A 22,353-nucleotide genomic window follows, 5' to 3' on the forward strand; every position below is an offset into this window, starting at 1 on the left:
GCGGAACACTAAAGAAGAGGCGGCCGCAGAGCGAGAAAGAGGTTTTTCCATGGAAGCGCTCAACCGCCCCAGCCAGGTTTTTGTCCGTCTCCTCATCGTGATGGCGGTGATTGAAGCGGGCATCATGTATCTCCTCATCCCCTTCGTTCCCGATTCCGTTCCCAAAGTTCTCCTGGACGCGCTCCTTCTTCCCGCCCTGGCGGCCCCCTTCGTCTGGTCCGTCATCGTCCATCCCCTCCGGTCGGTGGCGGCCACGGAGATGGATCGCAACCGGATGAGCGAAGAGCGGTACCGCTCCCTCTTCGTCCACATGCTGGGTGGCTTCGCCTTCTGCCGGATGATCTATGACGAAGGCGGCAAGCCGGTCGACTTCCTTCACCTGGCGGTCAACGACTCCTTCCGCCGCATCCTAAACGCCCCGGAGGTGGTGGGGAAAAAGGTCAGCGAGGTTTATCCGGAGCTGGTAAAGGCCCATCCGGAGCTGATCGCCACCTACGGAAGGGTGGTATCGACCGGGACCCCCGAGTCCTTCGAGTTCGACCTCACCCTGTTCGGCCTCTGGCTCTCCATCTCGGTCTACTGTCCCGAGCCGGGGCACTTCGTGGCGGTATTCGAGGACATCACCGCCCGCAAGAAAGCGGAAGGGGAGATGGTGGCGGCCAGGGAGGAGTGGGAGCGGACCTTCGACGCCATCGTCGACCCGGTCATGATCCTCGGGCTCCAGCACGAGATCGTGAGGGCCAACAAGGCGATGGCGGCCCTCATCGGCGGGACCGCGGCCCAGGGAGGTGAGCTCCTCTGCAACCACTGCTACCACGGCGCGGGACCTTACCCTCATTTCTGTCCCCACACCAAACTACTGCAGGACGCCCGGCCCCACTCCGAGGCGGTCCATCTTCCCGAGCTCGGCATGCACCTCCAGGTGGTGGTCTCACCGCTTTTCGACCGGGAAGGGAACCTCCAGGGGTCGATCCATTACGCCCGTGACATCACCGAGCAAAAGAAGCTCGAGCAGCAGCTGCAGCAGTCCCAGAAACTGGAGGCCATCGGCACCCTCGCCGGCGGGGTGGCCCACGATTTCAACAACATCCTCACCGCCATCATCGGTTACGGCGCCCTGCTCGACCAGCACGTGGAGCAGGGGAGCGAGGCGGGGAGCCAGCTCAAGGGGATCATGAAGGCGGCGGAGCGGGCGGCGGGCCTCACCCGTTCGCTCCTCTCCTTCAGCCGCAAGAGGGAGCTGGAGCTCAAGCCGGTGGACTTAAACCAGGTGATCGCCGAGGCCAGCGAGTTCCTCAGGAGGCTCGTGCGGGGGGACATCGTGGTGAGCTGCGACCTGGCCCGCTACGACCTCCCGGTCATGGGGGACCTGGGGCAACTGGAGCAGGTGCTGATGAACCTGATCTCCAACGCCCAGGACGCCATCGAGGGGGCGGGGACGGTGACCATCGCCACCGAGAGGGTCACCATCGATGACGCGTTCATAAGCCACAACGGGTTCGGCACCCCCGGAAGGTACGCGCTGGTGACCTGCACGGACACCGGCACCGGCATGGAGGAAGCGGTCGCCCAGCGTGTCTTCGAGCCGTTTTTCACCACCAAGACGGTGGGGAAGGGGACCGGGCTTGGGCTTTCCATGGTGTATGGCATCGTGAAACAGCACAACGGGTTCATCTCCTGCGTCTCCCGGCCACGGATGGGGACCACCTTCCGGATCTATATCCCCTTGGTCAAGGCCGTGGCGGGGGAGATGGCGCTCCCTCGTCCGGGCGACTGGGTCACCGGGAGCGAGACCATCCTCCTTGCCGAGGACGACGACCAGATCAGGCTCCTCCTTTCCCAGGTGCTCAGGCGCTCCGGATACCGGGTCATCTCCGCCAACCATGGCAAGGACGCGGTCGCCCAGTTCATCCGGAATAACGGCGAGGTAGACCTCCTCGTGTCGGACGTGGTCATGCCCGGGATGAACGGGATCGAGGCGTTCCGGCAGATGCAGGCGATCCGGCCGGAGCTGAAGGCGGTCTTCATGAGCGGCTACAACGCGGACGACCTTCCGGTGGCGGAGGCGCTGGCCGGTAACGGCGCCTTCCTGCCCAAGCCCCTTCCCCCCCAGACCCTGCTGGCCGAGGTCCGTAGATGGCTGCGGTGAAACCCGGCCCTCACCCGGCCTTCGGCCACCCTTTCCCCCAAGGGGGGCGAGGGTATATTAACGGTGGCCTGCGGCCACAAGCAGCAAGGGGGGTAGGGTGTAAATCCCCTCGCCCCTTTAGGGGAGAGGGGGGCCGAAGGCCGGGTGAGGTAGGTTTTTGACCCAGGGAGGTCGTCGTGGGCGAGGAGTACGAGCGTCACGCGGTGTTGAGGAACGAGGATACGGCTATCCTTCCTGCTTGAGGACCCTCCCGAGCACCTCTTTGAGGTCGGAGAGCATGTACGGTTTCTGAAGGAACGCGGCCAGCCCCTTCCCCTTGAACTTCCCGGCGATCTCGGCCTCGTGGTAGCCGCTGCAGATGACCACCTGCAGCGCGGGGGCGATCTCGCGGATCCGGTTGAAGCACTGCTCCCCGTCGAGGTTGGGCATGGTCAGATCGAGGAGCACCAGCAAGAGGTCGGGGGTCTCCCGCACCACCCCCAACGCTTCCTCACCGTCGGAGCCGGTGATCACCGTGAATCCCAGCTCCCGTAAAAGTTCCGCCCCGGTCAGGCGGACCTCCTCCTCGTCGTCCACCAGGAGCACCTTCCCTTGCAGGAGCCAGTTGTTCCGGGTGCCGCGGGGCTCCTCCTCCACCGGCTGCCCGGTGGCGGGCAGCAGGATGGTGAAGGTGGTCCCTCTCCCCTCCTCGCTCTCGAGCCTGATGGCTCCGCGGTGGCTGCGGATGATCCCCAGTACGGCAGCCATCCCCAACCCGCGGCCGGTGAACTTGGTGCTGAAGAAGGGGTCGAAGATCCTCGACTGGACCTCCCGAGGCATCCCGCAGCCGTCATCGGCGACCTCCAAAAGGATGTATCCCCCCTCCTCGAGCTCTCCAGCCTTCTGAAAGCCGGCCAGGAAACTCCTGCCGCAGTCGCGGTACTCGGTCCTCACCCGGATGGTACCCCCCGCATCCCCGATCGCCTCGGAGGCGTTGATCACCAGGTTGAGGATGATCTGCCGCAGCTGGGTGGGGTCGGCCTCCACCGCCGGCAGACCGTGGGCCAACTCGACCTGGAGCCGGGCCTTCTTCGAGATGGAGACCTCGAGCAGGTGGTGCATCTCGACGAGGATGGCGTCGACCTGCACCTGCTCGATCCGGAAACTTCCCTTCCCCGAATAGGCCAGCATCTGCTTGGCGAGATCGGCCGCCCTGGTGGCCGCGCTGATGATCCGCCTGAGGTTTTCGGCCACCGGCGACTGCTCGTCGCTCCGCCCCAGGGCCAGGTCGGCGTTGCCGACGATGGCGGTCAGTATGTTGTTGAAATCGTGGGCGATCCCCCCCGCCAGCACGCCGAGACTCTCCAGCTTCTGCGAATGCAGCACCTGCCGCTCGAGGTTGAGGCGTTCCTCCTCTCCCTTCTTGTTTTCGGTGATGTCGTGGATGAAACCGACCACCCTCTCCGGGGTCCCGGCGGCGGAAGTTTCCAGCTTCCCCTCCAGGTGGAGCCAGCGGACGGTGCCGTCCCGCCAGACGATGCGGAACTGCAGCGCCTGGGGCAGTGCGCTCTGGGCGGCGAGCTCCAGGGAGGTGGCGAGGGATTGGTGATCGTCGGGATGGGCGACCGCCATCAGGAGGTTTTCAGCGGGAGCGGCGGCGGAGGGGTCGATCCCCGAGATCCGGTAGACCTCGTCCGACCAGATGTAGGTCCCGCTGCGGAGATCCTTGATCCAGCTGCCGATGCGGGCGAGCTTGCGGGCCGACTGCAGCCGCTCCTCGGTCTCCCGGACCACGATCTCGCTCAAGCGCCGCCTGCTGAACTTCCAGTAGCGGTAGACCTGCCAGGCGCTGACCAGGGAGATGGCGGCGAAAAGGAGGGCGATCAGCTCGGTTTCCCTGATCTCGCGGTGCCACGGAGCGAGGTAGTCCGCCTCGGCCAGGCCGACGATGACCCAGAGCGGGAAGTCCCCGACCTTGTTGATGAAGTAGGTCTTGCGCACCCCGTCGGTGGGGGCGGTGGCCCGGTAGAGGGCGGCCTTGGTCCTGGAATCGAGCAGCGCCTTCAGTTGACGCGACGGTTTGCTGGTCCCGATGGTGCTCCGCTCCTTCACCATCTCGGGGTGGCGGGCGAGGGTGGTGGTCTCGTTCCACATGCTGACCACGCCGCGGGGCCCGAGGTTGAGGGAGGAAAACATCCTGCTGAAGGTCCCCAGCGCGATCGAGGCATGGACCTCGCCGCCGAAGCTGCCGTCCGGGTGGGAGAGGCGGCGGGAGATGGGGAGCACCCACTGTTTGGAGACCCGCCCGAGCACCGGCTTGCCGATCACCAGTCCCGGGTTTTCCCGCTCCCGCACCCTGGTGAAGTGATCGCGGTCGCCGATGTAGGGGTTGCGGGCGGCCACCGCCCCGGTGGAGTAGATCACTCTCCCTTCCCGGCTGGCGACCCGCAGGCCGAGGATGGTGGGGAGCCGGCCGGATTGCCGCTCCATGAAGGCCTGGAAGCGGCTGTCGACCCCTTTCCCGGAGGAGGCCTCCTTCTGCCAGGCATCGGCGATGGTCTGCAGCGTCAGGTCGACCTCGCGGATCAGGGTGTAGACGTTTTGTTCCAGGGCCTTGGACAGGTTGGTGACCTGGATCTCCGAGTCCCGCTCGTAGCGCTCTTTGCTGCGGCTGATTTTCCAGAAAAGCAGGGCGTCGAAACAGAGGTTCACCAGCAGGAAGGCGGTGACGGTCAGGGTGAGGGCGCGACGGTGGGAGAGGGGGGAGGAAGGATCCGCACGCTGGCAGCGATCGCCGGCCGATATCAGGTCTCTGCGGTTGCCTGAGTTGTCGGGCATATCGAGGCTCCTCCACGCTCATTACTATATTTGAAAATTAAACTCTGTAGCAATGGGCAATTATCGACAGCGATCTCTCTCAAAGGGCCGGGCGTAATGACTGTCCGCGCAACCCACGCATAGAAGGGGGGGCCGGCAATGCCTATCCCTTCAACCTGCGGTAGCCTTCCAGGAAGTAGTTGAGGTTGGCGACCCGTGCCTCGATGTCCCTTTTCCATTCCTCCAGCCTCTCCGTTCCCGCCTCGGTGATCTGGCGATCTCGATGGCGGGGCCCTCCTTCGTTCAGGGGTTCCTGATGCGGACCTTGGAGCCGAGCGACCAGTCGTTGTGGTCGCCGGGGATCTCGTGGAATACGATGGAGGGATGTGCGGCGGCCAGCGCCCGGGCAAAGCGCGGGGGGATGACCGAGTCGTCGCGGGCGGCGAAGATCTCGACCCTGCCGGAAAACTTCTCCAGCGCCTTCACGTTGTTCCAGTTGTCGAGCAACAGCAGCCGGGCGGGGAGGTAGGGGAAGTGGTAGGCCGCGACGTGGGCGAGCTGGTCGAAGGGGGTGATGAGGACGATCTTGTCCGGGGGATGGGGGAGCGTCGCCAGCGTCGAGGCCGGACCGGTCCCCAGCGATTCGCCCGCCACGCAGACGGGGGTGGCCGGGAACTTCGAGCGGAGCAGCCGGTACCCTTCCGCGGCCGCCCGGTTGATGGAGGAGATGGAGGGAGCCCCCGGCCGGCCGCCGTACCCGGGATACTCGAGGATATACACGGAATCGTCCCTGGAGAAGGAGTCCAGGGCGTACTGCCGGTCGCCGGCCTCTCCGGCGTTGCCGTGCAGCATCAGCCAGACGTTGCGCGGTGCCGCCACCTCCCGGCCGTACCCGATCACCTTCCCCTGGTGGCTCCAGAGGGTCAACCCCTCCCCGCGGTCGTGGTGGGTCGGGTAGTAGAGGAGCTTTCGCTGGAAGAAGGCGCAACCGACGAGGAAGAGGACGATGGCGAAGGCGACGATAATCAGTAACCGCATCATGCGGAGCTCCCGGATTCGCGGAGATGGCGGCGCAGGGCCGGCAGGGAAGGCTCTCAAGGGGGCACCATCAGGGTACCCGTGGCCGCACCATCTCCTTGATCATCTGCAGGGTGGCCTTGAAATCGATCGGCTTGGCGATGTGGGCATCCATCCCGGCGGCCAGGCAGCGCTCATGGTCCTCCTTCAGCGCGTGTGCCGTCATGGCGATGATCGGGATGCGTCCGCCTCGCTCCGCCTCCTTTTGGCGAATCAGGCCGGTCGCCTCGAAGCCGTTGAGGCCGGGCATCTGCACGTCCATCAGGATGAGGTCGTATTCGGTCGCCTCCCACCTGTCCACCGCCTGCCGCCCGTTTTCCGCCAGGTCCACCTGGTACTGGTAGATGGTGAGCATCCTCAAAAGCGTCTTGCTGATGATGGGATCGTCCTCGGCGAGGAGAAGCCGGACCGGTGCGGCGGCCTCGGCGGCCAGGGAGACGGCCGGGGCGGCTACCGGATCCGCGGCGGTCGGTTTCCCGGCCGCCTGACCGAGCGGGACGGAGAAGGTGAAGCTGCTCCCTTTTCCCGGTTCGCTGGCGAGGGTGATGCTTCCCCCCATCCGTTCCACGATCTCCTTGCTGATGGCCAGGCCGAGCCCGGTGCCGCCGTGACGGCGGCTGTGCGATTCGTCGAGCTGGCTGAATTCGCGGAAGAGGAGGCTTCTCTTGTCGTCGGGGATGCCGATGCCGGTGTCGGTCACGGTGAAGGTGACGAGCCGCCTCCCGGCGCCGCTCCCTTCCCCGCCGCCGACCTCGATGGTCACCTTCCCCTTTTCGGTGAATTTCACGGCGTTGCCGGCCAGGTTGGTCAGCACCTGGCTGATCCTGGTATGGTCGCCGGAGAGGTCGTCCGGCAGGTCTTCGGCCACCCGCGTCTCGAGGTGGAGCCCCTTGCCGCGGGCCGCCGGCAGGAGGACGTCGAAGGTGTCCTTCACGCAGCTGCGCAGGGAAAAGGGGCGCTCCTCGATGACCAGCTTTCCGGCCTCGATCTTGGTCATGTCGAGGATGTCGTTGAGGATGCGCACCAGGGAGTGGGCCGCCCGGTGGGCGGTGACGATGCATTCCCGCTGCTCGGCGGTCAGTTCGTCCATCAGCACGAGGTCGAGCATCCCGATCACCCCGGTCATCGGCGTCCTGAGCTCGTGGCTCATGTTGGCGAGGAACTGGCTCTTGGCGCGGGTGGCCGAGTCCGCCAGCTCCTTCGCCTTGAGAAGATCGCTCTCCCCCTGCTTGCGCTCCATGGCGATGGCGACCTGGTCGGTGACCGCCTTCATGAGCGCCAGGTCCTCGTTGGAGAAGTGGGTACGGCTGCGGGTGCCGAAGGAAAGGGTCCCGAGGAGCTCTCCGTGGGCGATCAGGGGATGGCAGGCGTAGGCCTGCACCCCGTAGGACTTGACGAGCTCGGTGCGCGGGTCGGGGACGTTGGGGATGTCCTCGGCGACGATGCGGCAGGCGTCGCGCGCGGCGCAGCCGCAGACCGCCACCCCGTAGTCGAGCCACTCGATCTTGGCCCGCTCCTCCGCGGGTATCCCGGCGCAGGCGTTCAGGCGGAGGCAGTCGGTCTGCTGGTCGACCAGGAAATTGAAGAAGACGTGGCAGTCGAGGAAGGCCATGACCTTCGTGCAGAGCTCCTCGACGATTTCCTGGGGGGAGGCGCTCGCCAGGAGGTTGCCGGCCACCTCGGCCAAGAGGTTCAGCCGGGCGGCGGTCCGCGCCTGCTCCCGGCCGAGCTCCTCGGCCCTGCGCTGGGCGAGGACGGCATCCTCCATCATGCTGAGCGCGGCGCTTCTGGACTGGCGCATGCTCGCGTTGGCCGCCTCCAGCTGGGCGCTCCGTTCGGCCAGCCTCTCCATCGCCTGCTTGCGCTCGGTGACGTCGCGGGCGCTCCCGAACCATTCGACGATCTCCCCCTCGGCGTCGTAAAGCGGCACCGCCCGCGAAAAGGTCCACCCGAGCGTGCCGTCCACCCTCACGACCCGGTGTTCCAGCTGGAAGATGCTCCTGTTCGCGATGGCCTCGTCGATGGCTGCAAGGACCTGCGGCTGGTCGGAAGGGGGGATGTACTTCCCGAGCCAGTCGCGGTCGGGGGCATCGGTGTCGGGGAGGAAATTCTGCCCGATGAGCTGCCGCATCTCGCCCCAGTCCGGGCTCATGCTGTAGATCACCTCCGAGCTCGCCGTGATCAGCGCCCGGAGGCGGTCCTTGGTCTTGCCCAGGGCGATCTCGGCTTCTTTGCGCCGGGTGATGTCGATCACGATCCCCAGGTAACGGATGGCCTCCCCGTCCGGGTCGCAGAAGGGGCGGCCGACGGCCAAAAGCCAGTGCACCGCGCCGTCCAGCCCGTTGACCCGCCATTCCGCGCAAAGCTCGCGGCGCTCCTTCGCGGTCGCCTTCACCTCCTGCGAGAGCGCCTCCCGGTCCTCGCGGTGCACCGTTTTAAGCCACTCCTCGAAGGAGGGGACGACGCTGTGGGGCTCGAGCCCGTAGAGCTTCCAAACCTCGTCGGACCAGACGTTCGTCCCGTTTTGCAGGTCCCATTCCCAGGAACCGGCGTTGGCGGCGTCCAGGGCCAATCCCAGCCGCTCCACGCTCCAGGAGAGCTCCGCGTTGACGGCGGAGAGCTGTTCCCGCTGGCGCAGCTCCCGCAGGCGGGCGGCTCGCTGCATGCCGGCCAGCAGGCTCACCCCGATGCTGGCGACCACCCAGATGAATTGCCTCATCATCGAGCCGGAGTCGTGGATGTCGAAGCGGCCGAAGACGAAATTGACCAGCAGCAGCGACGCGAAGGTCGAGAAGAGGCCGGGGCCGACCCCTCCCAGGGCGGCGGAGATGACCACCGCCGGGTAGAAGCCGAGATAGGGGGCGGGAGAAAGGGCCCAGGGGAGGAGCCAGCGGACCAGGGCCGAGAGCATAGTGGCCGCCACGGCCAGCAGGTACCCCACCGGCGGTGTCACCGGGCTCCCCTTGGGGGACTTCGGGTGATCGTCACGGGCGGTCAGGTTCAATGCTCACCTCCTCGTCCAGACCTTGCGTGTAGCGGGGGGGAAGGCCGGCCTGTGCACAGAGTTCGTTCACTTCCTTCTTGATCTGGATGACGCGGAGCTCGCGGCCGACCGAGGCGGCGTTGAAGCGCTCCAGCTCGTGGACCCGCTCGAGCACCTCGCCGGCGGCCTCGCAGTGCTCGATGGCGAGCGACCCGATGACCGAGAGCTGCTTGAGGGTCGCTTCGTCGTCCCCGGTGAAGTCGCCGCCGTTGGACTTGTCGGTGATCAGGATGACCCCCCTGGGCGCCCCGGCGGTGTCGGTGAGCCTGGCCGCCAGCAGGCCGCGCACCGGGACATGGCCGTCCGGAAGCCCCCACCAGGCGGGGTGGGCCCGCATCTCGGCGTCGTTCAGCCGCAGCGTCTCGACCTTTTCGAGCAGATCGAGATAGACCCCCCCTCTCTCCACCGCGAAAAGGTCCCACGACGGACAGCTCTCGGCATCTTCGGCCCGTGCCGTTCCGCCGGTGGAGAAGCTCCCCGCGAGGTAGCCGTGCCCGGCCACCGCGTGGCGCCCCCCGGTGAGGGAGAGGGCGGCTTGGGCGATGGCGTCGAGGGTCCCCTGCAGCTCGGCCTGGTTGGAGATCCGCAGCGAGGCCTCCAGGAGCTTTTGCTGGCGGTCGAGCAGCTCCTGCGTCGCCTGTTCGGCCCGCTTCCGGAGGAAGGCCTCCATCACGGCGGGGGCGATCGAGGCGAGGAGGTCGAGCTCCTCCTGCCGGTATCCCCCGGGACGGTTGCCGACGGCTATCATGCCGGTCACCGCTCCGTCGTTGATCAGCGGGACCCCGAGGAAGGCCTCCAGCGGAGGGTGCCCGGGAGGGAGGCCGATGCGGTCGGGGTGCTCATCGGGCCGGTTGGTGAAGAAGGCCTTGCCGTCTTTGAGCACCCGCCCGTAGATGCCGTGGACCGGGAAGTTGCCGGGGGGGCGGGGGACCCCGTTGCGGCCGGGCATGCGGCACGCTTCCCAGCCGGGGTTGCTGATGGCGATGTCGTGCAACAGGCCGTCGGCGCCGATCTCCCCGATGAAACCGATACGGCTGCCGGTGATCTTTTCGGCCACCGCCAGGCAGGTCTCACCCAGACGCTCCTCCGACAGCGAAGCCAGGGCGGCCTCGAAGATCTCGTTGATCCCCTGCACCACCGCGCTCTGCTGGCGGATCTTCTCCTCGTCGCGCCTGCGGCCGGTTATGTCGCGGGCGATCTTGGAGATCCCGATCACCCTCCCCTCGGCGTTTCTCACCGGGGAGACGGTGAGCGACACGTCGATCGCCCGCCCGTCCCGGGTGAGCCGCCGTGACTCGAAATGGTCGACCGCCTCGCCCGCCAATAGCCGCTTCAGGATATCCTCTTCCTCCGCCTGGAGATCGGGGGGGATCAGCAGGGAGATCGGCCGGCCGACCATCTCGCCGGCCCGGTAGCCGAACATCCTCTCGGCGCCGTCGTTCCAGGTCAGGATGGTGCCGTCGAGGTCCTTGGCAATGATGGCGTCATCGGAGGAGGCGACGATGGCGGCCAGCCGGGCGTGGGCCTCCTCGGTCCTCTTGCGCTCGGTGATGTCGCGGGCGACGTGGACGGTCCCGGTCATCACCCCCTCTTCGTTGAAAAGCGGGGTGGTGGAGACCAGGAAGTATCCCCCCAGGCGCTCCTCGTAGATCTCGGCCTGGTGCTCACGTCCGTCCACCAACGACAGCGCGTGCGGGCAGTTGCCCGGCGGGTGCTCGGTGCCGTGCACGGAGTGGTAGCAGACCTGGCCGATGCACTCCCTGGGGGAGACCCCGAGCCGCTCCGCCATGGCGCGGTTGGCCCGCACGATGCGGTGCCGGCCGTCCATGATGGCGATCAGGTCGGGAACGCTGTCGAAGGTCCGCTCCCATTGCTCCTTGCCGCGCCGGATGGCCTCCTCGGTCCGCTTGAGGTCGGTGAGCTCGAAGGCGTAGATGCGGGCCAGGTTGAACCGACGCGAAAGGAAGATGGTCTCCCCGAATACCCGTTCCCTGAGGGTCACCTCGCGATAATGGACGGCGTCTCCCACCCGGTCCCAGCGTTCCACGATGGCGGCGAGGTCCTCCGGCACGAAGGGGGCGAAAGCGTCCCCCATCCCGAGCGTCTCCAGGATGCGGATGGTGGCGGGGTTGGCAAAGGTGACCTGGCCGGAAAGGTCGGCCTCCAGCACCGGGTTCGGGTTGAGCTCGGGGAAGGAGGCGAGGTGAACGGTCTCCTCCTCCAGGCGCTTGTGGTCGGTGATGTCGACCAGGGTGACCACGATGCCGTCGATCCCGCCGCCGGCGCTCCGGTAGGGAAGGACCCCCATCAGGTAGGAGCGCCGGGTGGCCACCGCGGCCACCTCGCGCTCGATGGAGGTCGCGCTCTCCAGCACGGCGGCCGCGTCGGCGGGGAGCCCGGACCAGTCGATGGTGCCGGCCAGGTGCCGGAAGGGGCGGCCGATGTCGGCGGGGATGAGGTTGAAGATCTCGGCGGCGGCCTGGGTGAAGCGCTTGATGTTGAGCTCGCGGTCGAGGAAGAGGGTGGCGATTGCGGAGCTGGCGAGGAGGTTCTCCATGTCGGAGTTGGTCTGGTCGAGCTCCTCCACCTTCCCCTGCAGCTCGGCGTTGACGGTGACCAGCTCCTCGTTGAGGGCCTGCAGCTCCTCCCGCGAGGTTTCCAGCTCCTCGTTGGTGGAATGGAGCTCCTCGTTGGCCGACTGGAACTCCTCGTTGATGGACATGAGCTCCTCGTTGGCCGACATGAAGCCGTCCCGCGAGGTCTCCAGCTGTTCGGTGGTGGCCTGCAACTGCTCATGGGTGACGCGGAGCTGCTCCTCGAGCTGCCTGATCAGTTGATCCCTGGACGCCTCGTCTTCCGGGTGCCTGCGCGCTTCCCCCCCGGCCTCGACCGGGGCGGCGGGGTGGGCCGTCTCGACCACCACGAGCGCGAGCTCTTCGCCGAGGGGGGTCGAGAACGGCTTCACCAGCACGTTGACCGCGGCTTCCTCACCGCCGGTGGCCATCCTGAGGCCGCGGAAGGCCACCGGAGCCTTCTCGCTGAAGCTCTTGAACATGGCCGCACGCAGGGCGGGGCGCAGCTCCTCGCGGGCGAGCTTGAGAAGCTCCAGCGTGGCGCCGCCGACCGGAAGGTCGAGGAAGCGGTTGGCGCCGGCGCAGATGTGCACCACCTCGTACCGGCTGTTCACCACTACGGTTGGGGGGGCGTAAAGCTCGGCCAGCAGCCGGTCGGCCATTTCCCCGGTCGCCGGCAGCGGGGCCCGGGCACCCCTCCCCGTCTTGGCAACTCCCGCCACCCGGCGGACCGCGGAGGTGAGCGGAAAGGCCTGTTCGTCGCGGCGGCCGCTTTCCCGGCGCTCGTAGAGCTTCCACTTCTTGTCGAGGGGGAAGAAGAGGTCGGAACCGGTCCCCACCGTCTCCGAGGCCCCCAGAAAGAGGATCCCCCCAGGCTTCAGCACGAGGTGGAAAAGCGATATGAGGCGCTTCTGCATGTCGGGGTTGAGGTAGATGAGGAAGTTCCGGCAGACCAGGAGGTCGATGCGGGAGAAGGGGGCATCCTTGATGAGGCTGTGGTGGGCGAAGACGATCATCTCCCTGAGACGCTTGGAGACCTGCCAGCGGCCGTTGATCCTCGTGAAGAAGCGGTCGATCCGCTCCTGTCCCACCTCGCCCGCGACGTCCCGGTCGTAGACGCCGGCCCTGGCGACGCTGATGGCGGTCTCGTCGAGGTCGGTGGCGAAAAACTGCACCTTGGCGTCGAGCCTTTGCTCGTCCAGGTACTCGCGGATCAGCATGGCGGCGGAGTAGACCTCCTCGCCGGTCGCGCAGCAGGCGTGCCAGATGCGGACCGGGTCCTCGGGGTCCCGCCCCGCGAAGAGCCGCGGGATGACCTCCTTGCCCAAGACAGCGAAGGCCTCCTCGTCGCGGAAAAACCGGGTCACCCCGATCAGGATCTCCTGCCCCAGCGCCTCGGCCTCGCCTTGGTTGTTCTCGAGCAGATCGAGGTACTTCTTGACGGTGGCGACCTCGTTGATGGCCATCCGGCGCTCGATCCGGCGGGTGACGGTGTTTCTCTTGTAGGAGCTGAAGTCGTGGCCGGTCTTGGCGCGGACGATGCGGAAGACCGCCTGGAGTTCGTCTTCGAGGGTGGTGGTGTGGCAGGCCTGGGAGGGGAGCGGGCAGGCGCCGCGGGCGAGGTCGGCGATCCGTACCGGCAGCTCTTCGGCGGGAAGCACGAACTCCGCACTCCCCGAGGTGATGGCGTTTTGGGGCATGGAGGGCTTGATCGCGGAGGAGGGATCCTGGACCAGCACCACCCCGCCTCTCTCCTTGACCGCCCGCGCGCCGCTCCCGCCGTCGAGGCCGGAGCCGGAGAGCACCACGGCGACCGCCCGCTCCCCGAGATCGGCGGCCATCGACTCGAAGAAGCGGTCGACGGGGTGGCGCACCTCGCGGGTCCCCTCGGGAGCCTCCAGGCAAAGAAGCCCGTTGGAGACCGAGAGATACCTTCCGGCGGGAATGACGTAGACGGTGTCGGCCTCGAGCGCCATGTTGTTCTCGGCGGTCACTACCGCCATGGCGGTGAGCCGGCCGAGCGTCTCCGCCAGGAAGGACGGGCCGTCCGGCGGGATGTGCATGATCACCACGTAGGAGAGTTGGCAATTGTCGGGGATGGCGGCGAAGAACTGCTCAAGGGCCGGCAAACCTCCTTCGGAGGCGCCGATGGCAACCACGAGACAAGGGGGCGGGTCGGGGCGTTCTGCGGTGGCCGGACCGCACGCTTGAGGGGAAAGGTGCTGATCGGAAGTCATCGAGGCTCCGGGTGGTGGCAGGGAAGGTATGTCCAAAGCGGGAACAGCGGGGATTATAGGATTAAATACCAACAAATCAAGGAAATTGCCTTACGGCGGCAGAAAAAACCGCAGGAGTAAAAGAGTCTTTTAGTCCTTTCGTACGGTAACGACCCTGCGCAAATCGGATCTCGCTGATCCATTTATTGCACCCCTTCGGGTGAACATAAGGACGGCGCTCCCTTTCAGGTTGTTGATAGCAAAGGAGGTTTTGGAAAAAAGAGAAGTTGGCACGTCTTCTGCCTAATAACGTGTCATGTGCATATCGGAACCCTTCTGCCAACTTCAGGAGCATCTATGACGGTCACGGTTAAGATGGTACTGGACGCGAAGAGATCCCTCGGCAACGAGGCCATGATCTGCGTGAACAAGGAGGGATTCTGTTGCCTGTACCAGGATTGGAGGGCGATGCGTGAGGGGATCGCGCTCTTCAGCCTGAAGTTGAGCGAGGAAGAACAGACCTTGCTGAAGAAGAAAGCGCGGGTGATCACCCTGAACTGACGGCCGCGATGAAGTGGCAGGGTGGGGAGCCCCCTCCCCACCATGGACAAGGCACCTGGGGGTGGGAGGCCTGCTGCCCGCCGACCACCAGGCCTCGTCACGAGCAGCACTCCCCGCTCCACCCCCGGATGTTGTGCTCCCGCAACCATTCGTTGATCATCCCCGAGGCGCACCCGACCCCGGCATCGACCGCTATCGCCTCCACCGGGCAGTTCTTCGCGCAGGCCCCGCACTCCATGCAGGCATCCTTCTTTTCGATCGCGGCGGTCCGGCCGGCAAGGGAGAAGACCTGGTGGGGGCAGACCTCGAGGCACCTCCCGCATCCCACGCACTTTTCCCGGTTCAACTCCAGCGTCGCCACGTCCTTCAGGTAAGCGAAACCTTTCATGACTGTCTCCTTAAAGCAGGCGGCTTACCGCCAGTATCACCAGGCTGGCCGCGACGGCGGCGCCCATGGCCGGCAGCCCGATCCGCATCTCTTTTTTCACCCCCGAGCGGGAGGTGAAGGTGGTGCATCCGGTAAAGTTGAGGGCGTAGAACGCGCTGACCGGGGGGAGCCCGATCAGGAGCGCCGCCGTCACCAGGGGGGAGGGATGCGCCAGCAGGGTGAGGGCGACCACCCAGAGTATCCCGACGACGGTACCCTTTACCGAGAAGCTCCTTCCGGGGAGCCAGGGGAGCAGGGCCGGGGCGACCGCGACGCCGGCCAGCACGGCTCCCAGGTAGGCGGCCATGGCGACAAGCCCCGCCCGCCATCCTCCCGCCAGGGCGAAGACCCCTCCCAAAACCGCCATGATGACCGCCGTCTGCCGGGCGGCCATCACCAGCTCGACCGGCACCAGCACGAGGCGCTCGTAGAAGGTGAAGGTCAGCTCCCGCATCGCCTCGGTGCTCCTCATCCCGTGGTCCAGGTATTCGGGAAGGTCTTCGGCCCTGATGGCGGCGTAGCGGACCGAGAAGCCGGTCTGCTTCGCCACCTCGTGGGCGGCCACCCCGGGTGCCCCCAGGATCGGCAGGATCAGCTGGCGGTGATTGACCACCCGGCCGAGGCCCGAGAGCCTGATACGCCTCACCAGCTCGTCGGTGCCGAAGGTTCCCTTCCCGGCCGCACACCAGACGTTGATCCCGAAGGTCTCCAGCACGAGGAGCCAGACGTTGCGCCCGGGAAGGTTCCGGCGCACCTCGTCGAAGCTCATCTTGTAGTTGGCCGTCACCAGCACGGGATCGTCGGGGGTCGGGGTCCCGATGGCGTAGAGGCCGGGGGGGACCATGTAGTTCATGCGGTCGATCCCCCAGCGCGCCTTGCAGGCTCCCAGGTGGTCCTTCATGGTGAGGGTGGTCGCGATCCTGGGGACCCGGCCGGCCCCGCTTTGGGTCCACTCCACGAACCCCGGCACCTTTTCATCGATGCTTCCGCCGCCGGCGGAGGTGGGAGGGCCTCAGCAGGGGGGCTTGTCGGTGCCGTCACCCGGCGTCGGGGCGCAGGTGGTGCGGGGGGCACCGGACTGCTCGATCTTTCTTATGGAGTGGATCTTCATCGTGGAACCTCCCGGGAGAGGGAGGGATCCCCCTCTGCGAACATACGTTTCTGGAACCAAAATGCGACGTTGACCAGGGCGATCATCACCGGGACCTCCACCAGGGGGCCGATGACCGCCGCGAAGGCCGCGCCGGAGTTGAGACCGAAGACCGCCACCGCGACGGCGATGGCGAGCTCGAAGTTGTTGCTTGCGGCGGTGAAGGCGAGGGTGGTCGTCTTGCTGTAGTCGGCGCCCAGCCGCCGCCCCATCCAGAAGGAGATCAGGAACATGACGATGAAGTAGACGAGCATCGGGAGGGCGATCCGCACGACGTCCAGGGGGAGCTGCACGATCAGCTGCCCCTTGAGGCTGAACATCACGACGATGGTGAAGAGGAGGGCGATCAGGGTGATCGGCCCTACCCGGGGAACGAACTCCCGGTGGTAGCGCTCCTTCCCCATGAGCTTCACGCCGAGGAGCCTGGTAAGCGCACCGGCGATGCAGGGGATCCCCAGGTAGATGAAAACGCTCTGGGCGATCTGGCGGATGCTGACATCCACCACCATCCCCTTGAGGCCGAGCAGGGGAGGGAGGACGGTGATGAAGAACCAGGCGTACACGCTGTAGAAGAGGACCTGGAAGATACTGTTGAAGGCGACCAGCCCCGCCGCGTACTCGGTGTTCCCCTTGGCGAGTTCGTTCCAGACCACCACCATGGCGATACAGCGGGCGAGGCCGATCATGATGAGCCCCACCATGTACTCCGGCCGGTCGGGCAGGAAGATCACCGCGAGGATGAACATGAGCAGCGGACCGATGACCCAGTTCTGGACCAGCGACAGCCCCAGCACCTTCTTGTTGCGGAAGACCTCGGGCATCTCCTCGTAGCGGACCTTGGCGAAGGGGGGGTACATCATGAGGATAAGGCCGCAGGCGATCGGGATGTTGGTGGTGCCGACCTGGAAACGGTTCACGAAGGACTCCACGCCGGGAACCAGGCAGCCCAGGGCAACCCCCGCGGCCATGGCGGCGAAGATCCAGAGGGTCAGCCAGCGGTCCAGGAAAGAGAGTTTACGGGAAAGGTGCTCGCTCACGGGGTCCCTCCAAAGTAGTCGATGATCCACCCCTTGATCTCGTCCCGTACCCGCCTGAACTCGGGGATTACCTCCTCTTCGGTTCCGGGCAGGCGGGAGGGGTCGTCGAATCCCCGGTGGACGCGCCGGGCGCCACCGATGAAGAGGGGGCATTTGTCGTTGGCGTCCCCGCACAGGGTGACGGCATGGTCGAGGCTCTCACCGGCGAACTCGTCGAGCGTCTTGGAGCGCTGGCTGGAGATGTCGATACCGAGCTCCGCCAGTACCTTCACTGCCAGGGGATTGACCCGGGTCGCCTCGGTGCCGGCCGAGAAAGCCTCCACCCGGTCGCCCAGGTAGTGGTTGGCGAGCCCCTCGGCCATCTGGGAGCGGCAGGAATTGTGGGTGCAGAGAAAGAGGACCTTCGTTTTCGCCATCGTGGGCTCCTATATCCGTGAAAACGGATATTGCGGGGTAAATTTTTTTTAGGCGCAGTCGTTTCCGCAGCCAAAGCTCGCCAGCACCTCGCGGTCGGCGAGCGAGGTCTTGGTGGCGATCAGCTGCTGTTTCAGAAGGGGGATCATTTCCTTCTGGGGGGAGTCGTTCTCCCGGATCGAGTAGTAGATCCAGAGGCCGCGGCGGCGGTCGTTGACCCAGCCGGCCTTCCTGAGGATGGCGAGGTGCCGGGAGATGGTGGACTGGGGCTGTTTGAGCGCGGCGATGATGTCGCAGACGCAGAGCTCCCCCTCCCCGAGCAGCAGCGCCAGGATGCGGAGCCGGGTTTCGTCGGCCAGAGCTTTATAGACAGGCAAGATCGCGCGCATGCCGCCAACTATATCCGCTTTTGTGGATTTAGTCAAGGTGGGCGACGGGTGGGAACAAAAAAAAGGGTTAGCCGCTTCGGCTAACCCCTTAGTTATTGGTGGAGATGAAGGGGCTCGAACCCTCGACCTATGCGTTGCGAACGCATCGCTCTCCCCGCTGAGCTACACCCCCGGATTGATTGGTGAATGGCGAAACTTGATTAGAGGGAGCCAAAATACGAATTCTTTATACCGCAAGAGGTCCGCTTTTCAAAGAGAAAAAAATTACCAGTGCTTGGGGAGGACCACCCGGAACTCGACGCCGACCCCGGGGTTATTGTGGATGTGGATCTTGCCGCCGTGGTTGGTGATGATCCGGTTGGCGATCGGGAGCCCCAGCCCGGTCCCCCGCTCCTTGGTGGTGTAGAAGGGGGTGAAGATGCTGTTGAGCGCCTCCAGCGGGATACCCCCGCCGGTGTCGGAGATCTTCACCCAGAAGGCCTCCTTCCCTTCCAGTTCGGTGGTGCCGAGCGAGATCCCGAGCTTGCCTCCCTCCCCCATGGCGTCCAGCGCGTTGAGCAGGATGTTGATGAAGACCTGCTTCAGCTGCTGGGCATCGCCGAGCAGGACCAGCTTGTGGCGCGGGAACTTCGTACTCACCTCGATCCCCCTTTCCTCGATGGGAGGGGCCACCACCGCGAGCGACTCGCTGACGATGTCGGAGAGGTTGCAGCGGGTGTAGCAGATGGTGGTCTTCTTGGAGAAGAGGAGGATCTCGGAGAGGATCCCTTCCAGGCGGACCACCTCGCGCACGATCAGGTCGGCGTGGGCCCACTCGGCGGAGTCCTGCGGGAGCTTCTTGGTGAGCCGGCCGGCGAAGCCGCCGATGGAGACCAGCGGCCCCTTGAGCTCGTGGGCGATGCCGGCCGCCATCTCGCCGATGGTGGCCAGCCGCTCCTTCTGCAGGAGGTTGTCCTGGGCCTCGCTCAGCTGCTGGTGGGCGTCCTCGATCTGGCGGTAGAGCATGGCGTTCTCGATGGCCATCCCCGCCTGGTTGGCGAAGAGCTGGAGAAAGCGGAGCTTTTCCTGGCTCATCGGGGTCTTGGTCAGCGCGTTGTCCACCAGCACCGCCCCCACCACCTCGCCGTGGGCGATCAGCGGGGAGGCCGCCAGCGCGGGGCCGCGCGCCTGCAGAAGGTCCTTGTCTCCCAGCTCGGCCGGGACGTAGATGAGCCGTTTCTCGAGGACCGCCTGGGAGACGACGTTGAGCGAGCCGTCGAGCTCCAGCCGTTTCCCCATCACCTGCCGGCAGAACTCGGTCTCCTTCTGGGCCGCCATCTCCTCGTCCGAGATGTCCCAGCGGCTGGCCAGCAGATCGTCGCTTCCCCCCTGCGGCAAAGGAAGGCTCGCAGAGGTCTCGCTGGTCACCCCGAGCATCCCGGCCAGCATTCCCGAGCGCTGGTTGACCAGGAAGAGCATGGCGCGGTCGAAGAAGGGGGTGGGGCCGGAGGTGAGCGCGGTCAGGGTGAGATGGATCAGCTTGTTGAGCTTCAACGTGGAGAGCATGGTGTTGCTCATCCGGTACAGCAGGGAGAGCTCGTTGAGCTTTTGGTCGTTTTCCCTGACGAAGTCGGTCAGCCGGGCCGAACAGACCGCCTCGGCCAGGGCGCAGCTCAAGAGCCTGGTGACCGTCTCGGCGAGCTCCACCTCCTCGGCGGAGGTGATCTCGGGCCTCCCGAAGAAGGTGGCCGCTCCGAGGATCCGTCCGCTGAAGCAGAGCGGGGTCGAGAGCGCGGGGCCGGCCGGGTCGCACGAGTTGCTGTTGTCGCAGTAGGTAGCGCCGGCGGCCAGCGCGCGGGCGGAGAGGGTGGGCTCGGCGAGGAGCATGGCGGGAAGCGACGGGCGCTCCTCGGCACGGCAGCTCTGGAAAAGGGTCGGCCCCCCCTCCTCGTCGGTCAGGCGGACGATCGCGCACCGGGTGAAGCCGCTCCCGGTGAAGAGCTTCAGTGCCTGGGGGAGCAGGGTCTGCGGTGCGTGGGGGGCGCTGAAGAGCTCGCCCAGCGAGGAGATGAGGGTGGCGTTTCTCTGCTGCCGATCGGCCTTCTCCGCCGCGCAGAGGTCGCCAATCAAAAGCTTCAGCACCGGGGCGAGCTCGCGCGAGACCCGGGTGGCGAGGCCGGCGTCGAGCTTGAGCGGGCTTCCCAGGGTGAGGACCGCGGCGAGCCGCCGGCGGTCGAGCAGGGGGAGCGACAAGAAAAAGGAGTCGTCCTCGGCGGACGGTTCGTCGCGGTGCAGGTCGTGCCGGGAAGCGCTGTGTGCAGTGAGGGAGAAGGCAGCTTGGCCGGCGCAGCCGAAACCGAACGGAATCTGGCAGTGGAAATCGGCCGGGGGGACGAGGGTGCTCAAACGCCTGGTGAGGGCATGGGCATTATGATCGGGGAGGTACAACGAGGCGGAGGAGAGATCGAGGCTGCGCACCGCCAGACGGAGCAGCAGGGAGACCAGCGCCTGTGGTGAACGGCCGGTCCCCTGGGCTATCCGTAGCGCTTGCTCCAGGAGGTTTTGTCCCTTCCGGGCAGCCATGGAAACTCCGAAGGATGAAGCTAGCGGGAAGTCTTGGTTAGCGCAGTCTTTCCTTCTTTTCCTGCTCCATCTTGCAGTCGATGCAGAGGGTGGTCACCGGTCGAGCCTTGAGGCGGGCCTCGCTGATCTCCTCTTCGCAGACCTCACAGATCCCGAAGGTGCCGTTGTCGATGCGGGCCAGTGCCTCCTGAATCTTGTTGATCAGCTTGCGCTCGCGGTCCCTGATCCTGAGCTCGAAGGTCCGGTCCGACTCCTGGGTGGCGCGGTCGGTGGGATCGGGAAAGTTGGTGGTGTCGGAAGTCATCTCGGAGACGGTTCTGCCTGCCTCCTCGAGGAGCATGCGCTTTTCTTCCTGCAGGATACCTCTGAAATATTCGAGTTTTTCCGTATTCATGACACCTTTTCCTTTGCGGAAATCAAGTCGATATTAAAGAGGATTTTTGATCATTAGTAAAGTAAAAAAATTGACACCCTTGCGGCGACATATCTCTCAGATGGCATCGAGCGCCTCCAGGAGATTGGAGACCCCCACGATCTCGAGGCCGGGGATTTCCTTCCTCGGCGCGTTCCCCTTGGGGACGATGGCGCGGGTGAAGCCGTGCTTGGCCCCCTCCCGAAGCCGCGACTCGCCGTTGGAGACCGGGCGGATCTCCCCGGAAAGCCCGACCTCACCGAAGACGAGCAGTTCCTGGGGAAGCACGCTGTTGCGAAGCGAGGAGACGATGGCGAGCGCCACCGCCAGGTCGGCGCTGGTCTCCGGGACCCGGATCCCCCCCACCACGTTCACGAAGACGTCCTGGTCGGAGAGGACGAGGCCGCCGTGCTTGGTGATGACGGCGAGGATCATGGCGATCCGGTTGCCGTCCAGACCGATGCCGAGCCGCCGCGGAGAGCCGTACTGGGCGTCCACCACCAGCGACTGGATCTCCACCAGGAGGGGCCGGGTCCCCTCCCACAGCACGCTGATCACGCTCCCGGGGGCGGCGGTGTCGGTGCGGGAGAGGAAGATGGCGGAGGGATTCTTCACCTCGCGCAGCCCCCGCTCGGTCATGGCGAAGACCCCGAGCTCGTTGACCGGGCCGAAGCGGTTCTTGGTGGTCCTCATGAGGCGATAGCGGGCGTCCTCGGTGGAGGAGAGCATGATCTGGGTGTCCACCATGTGGGAAAGGGTCATGGGACCGGCGAGCGCCTGGTCCTTGGTGACGTGGCCTACCATGATGAGGACCACGCCGGAGGTCTTGGCGTAGCAGGTCAGGGTGGCGGCGCTCTCGCGGACCTGGGAGACGCCGCCGGGGGCCGCCTCCACGCCCGCCACCTGCATGACCTGGATGGAGTCGATGACGACCACCTGCGGGTTCTCGGCGGACGCCGCCTCCAGGACCCGCTCCACCGACGACTCGGCCAGCATCTTGACCCGGTCGAGCGGGAGCTGCAGCCGGCGCGCCCGGGCGGCGATCTGCTGCAGCGACTCCTCGCCGGAGACGTAGAGGACGCTCCGCTCCCGGGCGGCGAAGCACATGGTCTGCAGCAGGATGGTGCTCTTCCCGGCGCCGGGATCCCCCCCGATCAGGATGACCGAGCCGGGGACGAAGCCTCCCCCCAGCACGCGGTCGAACTCCTCGCTCCCGCTGGAGAAGCGGGGCTGCTCCTCCAGCTCCACCTCGGCCAGCAGGGTCACCGCGCTCTTGGCCCCGGCAAACCCCTCCCGGCGGGTGGGGGGCTCCAGGCGCACCTCCTTCACGCTGTTCCACGCGCCGCAGGCGCCGCAATGCCCCTGCCATTTCGGATAGTTCGCGCCGCACTCCGCGCAGACGAAGCCGCTCTTCACTTTTTGCTTGGCCATCATTCCCCCCGGGTGAATTCCGTGAATAGTAAGCCGTGTCAAAACCGCTGTCAACGGGAGGCTGGACGGGGGTATTCGTTTGACAACATTTCGTTCCATAAGTTAAGATCTCTTGC

14 protein-coding genes and 1 tRNA gene are annotated in these 22,353 nt (G+C 65.9%); 2 read left to right on the plus strand and 13 right to left on the minus strand.

What is annotated here, in order from left to right:
• Nucleotides 1–49 precede the first annotated feature (49 nt).
• On the plus strand, nucleotides 50–2,149 hold the full coding sequence (locus ACYVL5_RS02440) for a hybrid sensor histidine kinase/response regulator (RefSeq protein ID WP_460593960.1): 2,100 nt from the start codon (nucleotides 50–52) through the stop codon (nucleotides 2,147–2,149).
• A gap of 225 nt (nucleotides 2,150–2,374) precedes the next feature.
• Here ACYVL5_RS02440 and ACYVL5_RS02445 read toward each other — a convergent pair whose 3' ends face one another.
• The 4 genes from ACYVL5_RS02445 to ACYVL5_RS02460 all read right to left on the minus strand — a co-directional run bounded on the left by ACYVL5_RS02445 (nucleotide 2,375) and on the right by ACYVL5_RS02460 (nucleotide 13,875).
• The gene (locus ACYVL5_RS02445; RefSeq protein WP_460593961.1) at nucleotides 2,375–4,966 is read right to left on the minus strand and encodes a hybrid sensor histidine kinase/response regulator; all 2,592 of its coding nucleotides are present in this window, start codon (nucleotides 4,964–4,966) and stop codon (nucleotides 2,375–2,377) included.
• A 282-nt stretch (nucleotides 4,967–5,248) separates the two neighbouring features.
• Complete coding sequence (locus ACYVL5_RS02450) at nucleotides 5,249–5,986, minus strand: alpha/beta hydrolase (protein WP_460593962.1); 738 nt, start codon at nucleotides 5,984–5,986, stop codon at nucleotides 5,249–5,251.
• A gap of 67 nt (nucleotides 5,987–6,053) precedes the next feature.
• A complete protein-coding gene (locus ACYVL5_RS02455; RefSeq protein ID WP_460593963.1) occupies nucleotides 6,054–9,026 on the minus strand; it encodes an ATP-binding protein in 2,973 nt (990 codons plus the stop codon).
• A complete protein-coding gene (locus ACYVL5_RS02460; protein ID WP_460593964.1) occupies nucleotides 9,007–13,875 on the minus strand; it encodes a chemotaxis protein CheB in 4,869 nt (1,622 codons plus the stop codon). The genes ACYVL5_RS02455 and ACYVL5_RS02460 overlap by 20 nt, the downstream gene beginning before the upstream one ends.
• 336 nt (nucleotides 13,876–14,211) lie before the next feature.
• Between ACYVL5_RS02460 and ACYVL5_RS02465 the strand changes: the two genes are divergently transcribed.
• Nucleotides 14,212–14,415: a hypothetical protein gene (locus ACYVL5_RS02465; RefSeq protein WP_460593965.1), complete on the plus strand. Its 204-nt coding sequence runs from the start codon at nucleotides 14,212–14,214 to the stop codon at nucleotides 14,413–14,415.
• 97 nt (nucleotides 14,416–14,512) lie between these two features.
• Here the strand turns inward: ACYVL5_RS02465 and hgcB are convergent, their stop codons facing one another.
• From hgcB to radA, 9 genes are all read right to left on the minus strand, one after another.
• Nucleotides 14,513–14,803 (minus strand): mercury methylation ferredoxin HgcB, encoded by a 291-nt coding sequence (gene hgcB, locus ACYVL5_RS02470; RefSeq protein ID WP_460593966.1) that lies wholly within the window; start codon nucleotides 14,801–14,803, stop codon nucleotides 14,513–14,515.
• Nucleotides 14,804–14,813: 10 nt separating this feature from the next.
• Nucleotides 14,814–15,953: a mercury methylation corrinoid protein HgcA gene (hgcA, locus tag ACYVL5_RS02475; protein ID WP_460593967.1), complete on the minus strand. Its 1,140-nt coding sequence runs from the start codon at nucleotides 15,951–15,953 to the stop codon at nucleotides 14,814–14,816.
• Nucleotides 15,950–17,029 (minus strand): arsenic resistance protein, encoded by a 1,080-nt coding sequence (gene arsB, locus ACYVL5_RS02480; RefSeq protein ID WP_460593968.1) that lies wholly within the window; start codon nucleotides 17,027–17,029, stop codon nucleotides 15,950–15,952. Before arsB ends, hgcA begins: the two co-directional genes overlap by 4 nt.
• Nucleotides 17,026–17,445 carry an arsenate reductase ArsC gene (locus ACYVL5_RS02485; RefSeq protein WP_460593969.1) on the minus strand — a complete coding sequence of 140 codons (420 nt, stop codon included), beginning with the start codon at nucleotides 17,443–17,445 and terminating at the stop codon, nucleotides 17,026–17,028. The genes arsB and ACYVL5_RS02485 overlap by 4 nt, the downstream gene beginning before the upstream one ends.
• Before the next feature lie 48 nt (nucleotides 17,446–17,493).
• A complete protein-coding gene (locus ACYVL5_RS02490; RefSeq protein ID WP_460593970.1) occupies nucleotides 17,494–17,832 on the minus strand; it encodes an ArsR/SmtB family transcription factor in 339 nt (112 codons plus the stop codon).
• 96 nt (nucleotides 17,833–17,928) lie between these two features.
• Nucleotides 17,929–18,004, minus strand: a tRNA-Ala gene (locus tag ACYVL5_RS02495).
• Between the two features lie 92 nt (nucleotides 18,005–18,096).
• On the minus strand, nucleotides 18,097–20,394 hold the full coding sequence (locus ACYVL5_RS02500; protein WP_460593971.1) for an ATP-binding protein: 2,298 nt from the start codon (nucleotides 20,392–20,394) through the stop codon (nucleotides 18,097–18,099).
• A gap of 37 nt (nucleotides 20,395–20,431) precedes the next feature.
• Nucleotides 20,432–20,788, minus strand: coding sequence for an RNA polymerase-binding protein DksA (gene dksA, locus ACYVL5_RS02505; protein ID WP_460593972.1), 357 nt, complete (start codon nucleotides 20,786–20,788; stop codon nucleotides 20,432–20,434).
• Between the two features lie 96 nt (nucleotides 20,789–20,884).
• Entirely contained in the window at nucleotides 20,885–22,237 is a 1,353-nt protein-coding gene (gene radA / locus ACYVL5_RS02510; RefSeq protein ID WP_460593973.1) for a DNA repair protein RadA, read from the minus strand.
• Nucleotides 22,238–22,353: the final 116 nt, after the last annotated feature.

Source organism: Geomonas sp. Red276, assembly GCF_054784495.1.

What these genes read in the sequence shown, in the direction of transcription:
- ACYVL5_RS02450 (WP_460593962.1), bottom strand. Translation starts at nt 5,986, where the DNA reads ATGATGCGGTTACTGATTATCGTCGCCTTCGCCATCGTCCTCTTCCTC.
- ACYVL5_RS02465 (WP_460593965.1), top strand. Translation starts at nt 14,212, where the DNA reads ATGACGGTCACGGTTAAGATGGTACTGGACGCGAAGAGATCCCTCGGC.
- ACYVL5_RS02500 (WP_460593971.1), bottom strand. Translation starts at nt 20,394, where the DNA reads ATGGCTGCCCGGAAGGGACAAAACCTCCTGGAGCAAGCGCTACGGATA.
- ACYVL5_RS02445 (WP_460593961.1), bottom strand. Translation starts at nt 4,966, where the DNA reads ATGCCCGACAACTCAGGCAACCGCAGAGACCTGATATCGGCCGGCGAT.
- radA (WP_460593973.1), bottom strand. Translation starts at nt 22,237, where the DNA reads ATGGCCAAGCAAAAAGTGAAGAGCGGCTTCGTCTGCGCGGAGTGCGGC.
- ACYVL5_RS02490 (WP_460593970.1), bottom strand. Translation starts at nt 17,832, where the DNA reads ATGCGCGCGATCTTGCCTGTCTATAAAGCTCTGGCCGACGAAACCCGG.
- ACYVL5_RS02440 (WP_460593960.1), top strand. Translation starts at nt 50, where the DNA reads ATGGAAGCGCTCAACCGCCCCAGCCAGGTTTTTGTCCGTCTCCTCATC.
- dksA (WP_460593972.1), bottom strand. Translation starts at nt 20,788, where the DNA reads ATGAATACGGAAAAACTCGAATATTTCAGAGGTATCCTGCAGGAAGAA.
- ACYVL5_RS02460 (WP_460593964.1), bottom strand. Translation starts at nt 13,875, where the DNA reads ATGACTTCCGATCAGCACCTTTCCCCTCAAGCGTGCGGTCCGGCCACC.
- hgcB (WP_460593966.1), bottom strand. Translation starts at nt 14,803, where the DNA reads ATGAAAGGTTTCGCTTACCTGAAGGACGTGGCGACGCTGGAGTTGAAC.
- ACYVL5_RS02485 (WP_460593969.1), bottom strand. Translation starts at nt 17,445, where the DNA reads ATGGCGAAAACGAAGGTCCTCTTTCTCTGCACCCACAATTCCTGCCGC.